Source organism: Mesorhizobium sp. M7A.F.Ca.CA.002.15.2.1 (assembly GCF_003998715.1).
GTDB lineage: Bacteria > Pseudomonadota > Alphaproteobacteria > Rhizobiales > Rhizobiaceae > Mesorhizobium > Mesorhizobium ciceri.
Window position 1 is genome coordinate 1 of record NZ_RZPI01000156.1, and the last position, 9,335, is coordinate 9,335.

Annotated in this window: 9 protein-coding genes; 7 read left to right on the top strand and 2 right to left on the bottom strand. The window is 63.2% G+C overall.

From position 1 onward, the window contains the following. On the bottom strand, positions 1-883 hold an 883-nt coding region (locus tag ENZ74_RS11640; RefSeq protein WP_164761005.1), incomplete at its 3' end, for an inorganic phosphate transporter. Between the two features lie 3 nt (positions 884-886). Further along, on the bottom strand, positions 887-1,528 hold the full coding sequence (locus tag ENZ74_RS11645) for a DUF47 domain-containing protein (RefSeq protein WP_013528009.1): 642 nt from the start codon (positions 1,526-1,528) through the stop codon (positions 887-889). A gap of 151 nt (positions 1,529-1,679) precedes the next feature. Here ENZ74_RS11645 and ENZ74_RS11650 point away from each other — a divergent pair, with 151 nt between their 5' ends. The 7 genes from ENZ74_RS11650 to ENZ74_RS11680 all read left to right on the top strand — a co-directional run. Next, on the top strand, positions 1,680-2,594 hold the full coding sequence (locus ENZ74_RS11650; RefSeq protein ID WP_063169926.1) for a LysR family transcriptional regulator: 915 nt from the start codon (positions 1,680-1,682) through the stop codon (positions 2,592-2,594). Positions 2,595-2,770: 176 nt separating this feature from the next. Continuing rightward, positions 2,771-3,250, top strand: a complete 480-nt coding sequence (locus ENZ74_RS11655; RefSeq protein WP_063169925.1) for a formate dehydrogenase subunit gamma — start codon at positions 2,771-2,773, stop codon at positions 3,248-3,250. After that, positions 3,247-4,803 carry an NADH-quinone oxidoreductase subunit NuoF gene (locus tag ENZ74_RS11660; protein WP_013528012.1) on the top strand — a complete coding sequence of 519 codons (1,557 nt, stop codon included), beginning with the start codon at positions 3,247-3,249 and terminating at the stop codon, positions 4,801-4,803. The genes ENZ74_RS11655 and ENZ74_RS11660 overlap by 4 nt, the downstream gene beginning before the upstream one ends. Positions 4,804-4,813: 10 nt before the next feature. Next, on the top strand, positions 4,814-7,726 hold the full coding sequence (gene fdhF / locus ENZ74_RS11665) for a formate dehydrogenase subunit alpha (RefSeq protein ID WP_024503375.1): 2,913 nt from the start codon (positions 4,814-4,816) through the stop codon (positions 7,724-7,726). A 2-nt stretch (positions 7,727-7,728) separates the two neighbouring features. Next, positions 7,729-8,559 carry a formate dehydrogenase accessory sulfurtransferase FdhD gene (gene fdhD, locus ENZ74_RS11670; RefSeq protein ID WP_024503374.1) on the top strand — a complete coding sequence of 277 codons (831 nt, stop codon included), beginning with the start codon at positions 7,729-7,731 and terminating at the stop codon, positions 8,557-8,559. Further along, positions 8,549-8,860 (top strand): formate dehydrogenase subunit delta, encoded by a 312-nt coding sequence (locus ENZ74_RS11675; protein ID WP_013528015.1) that lies wholly within the window; start codon positions 8,549-8,551, stop codon positions 8,858-8,860. Before fdhD ends, ENZ74_RS11675 begins: the two co-directional genes overlap by 11 nt. 113 nt (positions 8,861-8,973) lie before the next feature. After that, positions 8,974-9,335 (top strand): alpha/beta hydrolase (locus ENZ74_RS11680; RefSeq protein ID WP_164761006.1); only part of this gene is annotated, 362 nt, incomplete at its 3' end.

Consider the following 9,335-nt stretch of genomic DNA (forward strand, 5'->3'; position numbering starts at 1 on the left):
CACCATCACCGACGCCGATGATGGCGCCGGTGATGGTGTGGGTGGTCGATACGGGAACGCCGAGCCAGGTCGCCGCAAACAGCGTGATCGCCCCACCGGTTTCGGCGCAAAAACCCTGCATCGGGTTCAGCCGGGTGATCTTCGAGCCCATGGTGTGGACGATGCGCCAGCCGCCGAACAGGGTGCCGAGCGCCAGTGCCGACTGGCAAGTGAGGACCACCCACAGCGGCACGTAGAAAGTCGCGCCGAGCATGCCTTGCGAATAGAGCAGCACGGCGATGATGCCCATGGTCTTCTGGGCGTCATTGCCGCCGTGCCCGAGGGAATAGAGCGAGGCGGAAAAGAACTGCATGACGCGGAAGGTGCTGTCGACCGCAAACGGCGTCTGGCGCACGAAGAGCCACGAGACGACGAGAACCAGGACGAGCGCCAGGATAAAGCCCGTCGCTGGCGACAAGACGATTGCCGCGACCGTCTTGCCAAGCCCGGTCCAAACGATGGCGCCCACGCCTGCCTTCGCCACACCGGCGCCGACCAGGCCGCCGATCAGCGCATGCGAGCTGCTCGAAGGGATGCCGGCGATCCAGGTGACGATGTTCCAGACGATGGCGCCGACCAGGGCTGCAAAGATCACCGCCGGGGTGACGATGCTGACGTCGACGATGCCTTTGCCTACGGTCTCGGCAACGTGGAGGCCGAAGAACATGAAGGCGATGAAATTGAAGAATGCCGCCCACAGCACCGCATATTGCGGCCGCAGCACGCGGGTGGAAACGATGGTGGCGATGGAATTGGCGGCGTCGTGCAGGCCGTTGAGAAAGTCGAAGAACAGTGCGACGGCGACGAGGCCGGCCAGCACGGGAAAGGCAATGGTTGCTTCCATCACCTAGACATTCTCAATGACGATGCCGCTGATCTCGTTGGCGACGTCCTCGAAGCGGTCGACCACCTTTTCCAGTTGGCCATAAATCTCGCTGCCGATCATATAGGCCATCGGATCGCTGCTGCCGTGCTTCCTGAAGAGATCCTTCAGCCCTTGCTCGTGCAGGTCGTCGGCCCGGCTTTCGACGCGCATCACCTCTTCGGCGATGGCGTTGAGGCGCACAGTATGCGTTGCGACCTTGTTGAGCAGCGGGATCGCCTCGGCCACCAGCTTGGCGGCGGCGACGATGACGCCACCCATTTCCTGCATCAGCGGATCGAACTCCTTGCGCTCGAACAGCTTCACCGTCTTGACCGTCTTGTGCATCATATCGATGGCGTCATCCATCGACTGGATCAGGTCCTTGATGTCGCCGCGATCGAAAGGCGTGATGAAGGAGCGCCGTACCGCCAGCAGGACTTCCGCGGTGATGTGGTCGGCCTCATCTTCGAGATCGATGATTTTCTGGCACCAGAGATCGATATCCCTGCCCTGGAGAAGCTGCTCCAGCGCCTCGGCGCCGCCGACCACGGTGCGGGAATGTCGTTCGAACAGGTCGAAGAAGCGATCTTCGCGCGGCAAAAGCTTGCGGAACCAGCCCAGCATGGTCGATCTCCCAGTTTCATCCACATAGCGCCGCATTCAGCCGCGGGAAACAGGTAGCCGGCTTAAAGGTGTGGATGCAGGGCAATTGTGCGTGGCGCTTGCGGTAGAGCACAATTTCCCCGACCTTGCAGCGAACGACCGGAAAGATCACATGATCGACAAGCTGGAATTCTTCATCGCGCTCGCCAGGGAGGAGCATTTCGGCCGGGCGGCGGAGGTGTGCGGCGTCACGCAGCCGACGCTGTCGGCCGGCATCAAGCAGTTGGAAGGCCAGCTTGGCGTCATGCTGGTTCTGCGCGGCTCACGCTTCCAGGGGCTGACGCCGGAGGGAAAACAGGTGCTGGTGTGGGCACGCCGCATCGTCGGCGACACCAGGACCATGCGCGAGGAAATGCGGGCGGCGCGCCACGGACTTTCGGGCCGTATCCGCATCGCCGCCATCCCGACGGCGCTCGCCATGCTGCCGCGGCTGACGACGCCATTTCGCGAAAAGCATCCCGGCGTCACCTTTTCGGTGCTGTCGCGGACCTCAATCGAGGTGCTGTCGCTGCTCGGCAATTTCGACATCGATGCCGGCATCACCTATCTCGACAACGAGCCGCTGGGGCGGGTGACCAGCGTGCCGCTCTATGACGAGCGCTACCAACTGATCACCGCGATGGGAAATCCTTATTCCGACCGCGACAAAGTGACATGGGCGGAGCTCTCAAACCTGCCGCTGTGCCTGTTGACGCCGGACATGCAGAACCGCCGCATCATCGACCAGCATCTGGCCGAAGCCGGCGTGCAGGTGCGACCGACGCTGGAATCCAATTCGATGATCGTGCTGTTTTCGCACATCCGCACCGGCAAATGGTCGTCGATCATGCCGCTCAACCTTGCGGAAACATTCGGCTTTTCCGAACCGATCCGCGCCATTCCAATCATCGAACCTGACGCCAGCCACACGGTCGGCCTGGTGGCGACACCGCGCGAACCGCACACACCTTTGGTCTCGGCGCTGCTGGACGAGGCAATGGCGCTGGCGGACGATTTCCATGCCAACCGTTCCGCTAGACAGGGTTAGTCAAACGGAACGATAGAAAATTTCTATCGTACAACGAAACCGCTTTATTGATTTCAGAGGTTTTCTCTGATTTCTTAAGCACTTAGCGATAAAGCGGCACGCGCATGTCGTTGTTCCAAAACAGCTTGATGCTTTTGGCCGATATGCGTGGGTCGCTACGATAGGGAGGGCGCTGCATGACAATGCAGCCTGCAAGTACCGAGATTATGTCGCGCACGGCCGCGATCATCCAGGAGATGAAGGGGCTCGAAGGCCCTTTGCTGCCGATCCTCCACGGCATCCAGGAAGAGTTCGGCCATGTGCCCAAGGATGCGCTGCCGGTCATCGCCGAGGCGCTGAACATTTCCAGGGCCGAGGTGCACGGCGTCGTCAGCTTCTATCACGATTACCGAAGCCATCCGGCAGGCCGGCATGTGTTGAAGCTCTGCCAGGCGGAATCCTGCCAGTCCATGGGTTCGGATGCCATCGCCGCCAAGCTGCAGCAACTGCTGGGCATCGGCTTTCATGAAACGACCCGCGACGGTTCGGTGACGCTGGAGCCGGTCTACTGTCTCGGCCTGTGCGCCTGTTCGCCCGCCGCCATGCTCGATAGCGAGGTGATCGGACGGCTCGATGACGAGAAGCTCGACGAGATCGTTGCAGAGGTGCGCTCATGATCCCGCGTATCTACATTCCCGGCGATTCCGGTGCGCTGGCGCTTGGCGCCGAAAAGGTCGCCAAGGCGATCGCCGGCGAACTCGCCGAGCGCGGCATCGAGGCCAAGATCGTGCGCAATGGTTCGCGCGGCGCCTATTTCCTCGAACCGATGGTCGAAGTCGCTACAGCCAACGGCCGCATCGCCTACGGGCCGGTCAAACCGTCCGACGTCAAAAGCCTGTTCGACAGCGGCTTCCTTACCGGCGGCCATCATAAACGCTGGCTGGGCGCGCCGGACAAGATCCCCTTCCTGGCCAAGCAGACGCGGCTGACTTTCGCGCGCTGCGGCGTCACGGATCCGCTGTCGCTCGAATCCTACAAAAAACATGGCGGGTTGAATGGATTGATGAACGCGCTGGCGCTGACGCCTGCCGCCATCGTCGCAGAGGTGACCGAATCGGGCCTGCGCGGACGCGGCGGCGCCGGCTTCCCGACCGGCATCAAATGGAAGACGGTGCTCGATACAGCAGGCGACCGCAAATACATCGTCTGCAACGCCGATGAAGGCGACTCCGGCACTTTCGCCGACCGCATGATCATGGAGGGCGATCCCTTCGTGCTGATCGAAGGCATGACGATCGCCGGTATAGCCACGGGCGCGACCAAGGGCTTCGTCTATGTCCGCTCGGAATATCCGCATGCGGTGGCGGCGATGAACAAGGCCGTCGAGATCGCCCGCAAGGCCGGCGTTCTTGGCGCCAGCGTGCTGGGTTCCCCTCACGCGTTCGACATGGAGATCCGGGTCGGCGCCGGCGCCTATGTCTGCGGCGAAGAGACGGCGCTGCTCGATTCGCTCGAGGGCAAGCGCGGCATGGTGCGGGCAAAGCCGCCTCTGCCTGCGCATAAGGGGCTGTTCGGCAAGCCGACGGTGATCAACAACGTCATCAGCCTAGCCTCTGTGCCCGTCATCATGGACAAGGGTGCGGCCTTCTACAAGGATTTCGGCATGGGCCGCTCGCGCGGCACGATCCCGGTCCAGATCGCCGGCAATGTCAAATTTGCAGGGCTGTTCGAAGCCGCTTTCGGCATGACGCTTGGCGAGATCGTCGACGAGATCGGCGGCGGCACGGCCACCGGCCGGCCGGTCAAGGCAGTGCAGGTCGGCGGACCGCTCGGCGCCTATTTCCCGCGCGCGCTGTTCGACACGCCATTCGACTATGAAGCCTTCGCGGCCAAGGACGGGCTGATCGGCCATGCCGGTATCGTGGTGTTCGACGACACCGCCGACATGCTGAAACAGGCGCGCTTCGCCATGGAATTCTGCGCCATCGAAAGCTGCGGCAAGTGCACGCCCTGCCGCATCGGCTCGACGCGCGGTGTCGAGACCATCGACAAACTCGCCGCGGGCATCGAGCCGGAGAAGAACCTCGCTCTGGTCACCGACCTCTGCAACACGATGAAATTCGGCTCGCTCTGCGCGCTGGGCGGCTTCACGCCCTACCCTGTGATGAGCTCGATCACCCATTTCCCCGACGACTTCAAGCCCGCGCCCGTGCGCGTGGCTGCCGAATAGGAGCTGGCAGATGAACATCAAGGCCGACTTCCCATCCCTCGTCGAAGAGATTGACTACGGAACCCCGCAATCGAAGGCGCAGAAGCAGGTCACGCTGAACGTCGACGGGCGCAGCATCACCGTGCCGGAAGGCACCTCGATCATGCGTGCCGCGATGGAGGGCGGGGTCGAAATCCCGAAGCTCTGCGCCACCGACATGCTGGACTCCTTCGGTTCGTGCCGTGTCTGCCTTGTGGAGATCGAAGGACGCGGCGGCACGCCGGCATCCTGCACGACGCCTGTCGGCGAAGGCATGATCGTGCGCACGCAGACCGAGCGGCTCGATGCCATTCGCCGTGGCGTCATGGAGCTCTATGTCTCCGACCATCCGACCGGCTGGAACGAACAGGCCGGAACCGGCGCCAGCGAGTTCGACGCGGTGGCGAAGTCGATCGGCCTGACCGAGAACCGCTACGGCATCGAGGGCCGCAACCACGTCAAGCCGGAAGGTGGCGTGGCGCCCGGCCATGGCTCGCTGGCAGTCGATTACATCGCCCGCGACGAATCCAACCCCTATTTCACCTATGATGCCTCGCAATGCATCGTCTGCTCGCGCTGCGTGCGGGCGTGCGAAGAAGTGCAGGGCACGTTTGCGCTGACCATCGAGGGACGCGGCTTCGAATCCCGGGTTTCGGCCGGAATGCACGAGGCGTTCATCGATTCGGAATGCGTGTCCTGCGGCGCTTGCGTCCAGGCCTGCCCGACCGATGCGCTGCGTGAGAAGACGGTGCTTGCCAAGGGCCTGCCGGAGCGCTCGGCCGTCACCACCTGCGCCTATTGCGGCGTCGGCTGCTCGTTCAAGGCCGAGGTGAAGGGTGACGAAGTCGTTCGCATGATGCCCTACAAGGAGGGCAAGGCGAACCACGGCCATTCCTGCGTGAAGGGCCGTTTCGCCTATGGCTACGCCACCCACAAGGACCGCATCCTGTCGCCGATGATCCGCGAAAAGGTCACCGATCCGTGGCGCGAAGTAAGCTGGGAAGAGGCGATCGCCCATACCGCCAAGGAATTCCGCCGCATCCAATACCAGTACGGACGCACCGCGATCGGCGGCATCACCTCGTCGCGCTGCACCAATGAGGAAACCTACCTCGTCCAGAAGATGGTGCGGCAGGGTTTCCGCAACAACAATGTCGACACCTGCGCACGCGTCTGCCATTCGCCGACGGGCTACGGGCTCGGCCAGACATATGGCACGTCTGCCGGCACGCAGGATTTCGATTCCGTCGACTTCACCGACGTCGCCGTCATCATCGGCGCCAATCCGGCTTCCGCTCACCCGGTGTTCGCCTCGCGGCTCAAGAAGCGGCTGCGCCAGGGCGCCAAGCTGATCGTGCTCGATCCGCGCCGCACCGAGATGGTCAAGTCGGCTCATATCGAAGCGGATTACCACCTGCCGCTGAAGCCCGGCACCAATGTGGCCGTGCTGACGGCGCTGGCGCATGTGATCGTCACCGAGGGCTTGTTCGACGAAGCCTTCATCCGCGAACGTTGCGACTGGACGGAGTTCCAGGATTGGGCATCGTTCGTCGCCTTGCCGGAAAACAGCCCCGAAACCGTCGGCAAATTGTCCGGCGTCGATCCCGAGCTGATCCGCGGTGCTGCGCGTCTCTACGCCACCGGCGGCAACGGCGCGATCTATTACGGCCTGGGCGTGACGGAACACAGCCAAGGTTCGACCACTGTGATGGCAATCGCCAATCTCGCCATGGCCACCGGCAATATCGGCCGGCCCGGCGTCGGCGTGAACCCGCTGCGCGGCCAGAACAACGTGCAGGGCTCCTGCGACATGGGTTCCTTCCCGCACGAACTGCCGGGCTATCGCCACATCTCCGGCGAAGCCGTGCGCGATATCTACGAGACCTTGTGGGGCGTAAAGCTGGACGACGAACCCGGCCTGCGCATCCCCAACATGCTGGACGCCGCCGTCGACGGCAGCTTCAAGGGCATCTACATCCAGGGCGAAGACATTCTGCAGTCCGATCCCGACACCAAGCATGTCGCAGCCGGCCTTGCCGCGATGGAATGCGTCGTCGTGCACGACCTCTTCCTCAACGAGACGGCGAACTACGCGCATGTCTTCCTGCCGGGCTCGACCTTCCTGGAGAAGGACGGCACCTTCACCAACGCCGAGCGCCGCATCAACATGGTGCGCAAGGTTCTTGAGCCGAAGGCGCGCTACGCCGATTGGGAGGCGACGCAGGAGCTTGCCCGCGCGATCGGGCTGGACTGGAACTATAAGCATCCCTCCGAAATCATGGACGAGATCGCGATGACCACGCCGAGCTTCGCCGGCGTCTCCTTCGAGCTGCTCGACCGTGTCGGGTCCGTGCAATGGCCCTGCAACGAGAAGGCGCCGCTCGGCACCCCGATCATGCATATCGACGGGTTCGTGCGCGGCAAGGGCAAGTTCATCCGTACCGAATATGTGGCGACGGACGAAAGGACGGGGCCGCGCTTCCCGCTGCTGCTCACCACCGGCCGCATCCTGTCGCAGTACAATGTCGGCGCGCAGACCAGGCGCACCGACAACAGCATGTGGCACTCGGAGGACCGGCTGGAGATTCATCCGCACGACGCCGAGAACCGCGGCTTGCGCGACGGCGACTGGGTCCGGCTGACCAGCCGCTCGGGCGAGACGACGCTGCGCGCGCTGATCACCGACCGGGTGTCGCCCGGCGTGGTCTACACGACGTTCCACCATCCGGACACGCAGGCCAACGTGATCACCACCGACTTCTCCGACTGGGCGACCAACTGCCCGGAATACAAGGTGACGGCGGTGCAGGTCGGCGCCTCCAATGGGCCGTCGGAATGGCAGCGCGACTATGACGAGCAAGCCAAGCAGAGCCGGCGCATCGCGTCTTTGCAGGCGGCGGAGTAGTCTTGAGCGCGCGGCGCAAAGCCACGACGCAGGTATCGCGGCTGGCGCACCGCGCCAGCGGCACTGCTACGGCGAACCGCATGGTGCCGGAAGAGACGCCGGTGGCGTTCTCCTTTGCCGGCACCACGCATGCGGTGATGATGGCAAGCCCGGCCGATTTCGAGGATTTCGCGCTTGGCTTCTCGCTGACCGAGGGCATTGTAGCTGCGCCGGAGGAGATCGAAACCATCGAGGTCGAGGACCATGGCGCCGGCATCGACATCCAGATCCGGCTGAAGGACCGAGCCAACACGCGCTTCGAAGCGCGGCGGCGAAGGCTCGCGGGTCCGGTCGGCTGCGGGCTCTGCGGCATCGAATCGATCGAGGAAGCGATGCGTTCGGTCGATGCGGTTGGTGTGTCAAAGCTTACGCTTGATGCCAACGATATTGTCCGTTCGGTCAAGCTTTTGTCGAAAGTGCAGCCGCTGCACACCGAGACCGGAGCCGTGCACGCCGCCGGCTTCTATGTGCCCGGCAAGGGCATCGTCATGGCGCGCGAAGATGTCGGCCGTCACAATGCGCTCGACAAGCTGGCGGGTGCGCTGGCCAAAGCCGGCATCGAGGGCGCATCCGGTGCTGTCGTGGTGACATCCAGGGTTTCGGTCGAAATGGTGCAGAAGACGGCTTCTATCGGTTCGGCCTTCATCATCGCCGTCTCGGCGCCGACCGCCCTTGCCATCCGCACGGCGCAAGAGTCCGGCATGACGCTGGTGGCGCTGGTTCGCGGCGACGATTTTGATATTTTCACCCACCCCGACCGGGTGATTTGCGGAGTTGCCAAGCATGTCGCATGACGAAGAACACATTATGAGCACTGCCGAGAAGCTGGTGCGCATGGCAAACCAGATCGCCGACTTCTTCCATTCCAAGCCGCGCGAGGAAGGCATTGCCGGCGTCGCCGAGCACATCAACAAGTTCTGGGAGCCGAGGATGCGGCGGCAGTTCTTCGAAATGCTGGACGACGGCACCGGGAACTTCAACGAGTTGGTGGTGGCCGCCTCCGCCAGGATCAAGCGACCGATCACGCCGGCTGCGGCCGACCTCAAACTCGGGCTCAAGCCCTCCCCTGCCGACGTCGCCGCCTCGCAGGAATAGCCGCCAAGCCGCGCCAACTTACATTCACAATCGCTAAAGTTTAAGCTGCCGCAATCTGCGCTGTTCTGCTATGGTTTGACGACCAGAAATCGTCAGGCCGGGGTGGAAATCTCGTGAGGCCGATCGAGACGCGATACGCCTGTAGCGGCGATGTGCGGATCGCCTATCAGGTGGTCGGGCAGGGATCGTTCGATCTCGTCTTCGTGCCGGGCTTCATTTCCAACCTCGACCTGCACTGGGAAGACGAGGGCTACACCAGGCTCTTGAAGCGGCTTTCGGCGTTCTCTCGGCTGATCCTGTTCGACAAGCGCGGCACCGGCCTGTCCGACCGTGTCGACGCGCATAACCTGCCCAGTCTCGAGACGCGGATAGACGATGTGCGCGCGGTAATGGACGCCGCTGGCAGCGGCCGTGCGGCGCTGCTCGGCTCCTCCGAAGGCGCGCCGATGGCAATGCTGTTCGCCGCCACCTATCC

Bases quoted from the DNA above. Each gene is read 5' to 3' on its own strand.
- ENZ74_RS11645 (WP_013528009.1), bottom strand. From the start codon at position 1,528: ATGCTGGGCTGGTTCCGCAAGCTTTTGCCGCGCGAAGATCGCTTCTTC.
- ENZ74_RS11655 (WP_063169925.1), top strand. From the start codon at position 2,771: ATGACAATGCAGCCTGCAAGTACCGAGATTATGTCGCGCACGGCCGCG.
- ENZ74_RS11650 (WP_063169926.1), top strand. From the start codon at position 1,680: ATGATCGACAAGCTGGAATTCTTCATCGCGCTCGCCAGGGAGGAGCAT.
- ENZ74_RS11675 (WP_013528015.1), top strand. From the start codon at position 8,549: ATGTCGCATGACGAAGAACACATTATGAGCACTGCCGAGAAGCTGGTG.
- ENZ74_RS11660 (WP_013528012.1), top strand. From the start codon at position 3,247: ATGATCCCGCGTATCTACATTCCCGGCGATTCCGGTGCGCTGGCGCTT.
- fdhF (WP_024503375.1), top strand. From the start codon at position 4,814: ATGAACATCAAGGCCGACTTCCCATCCCTCGTCGAAGAGATTGACTAC.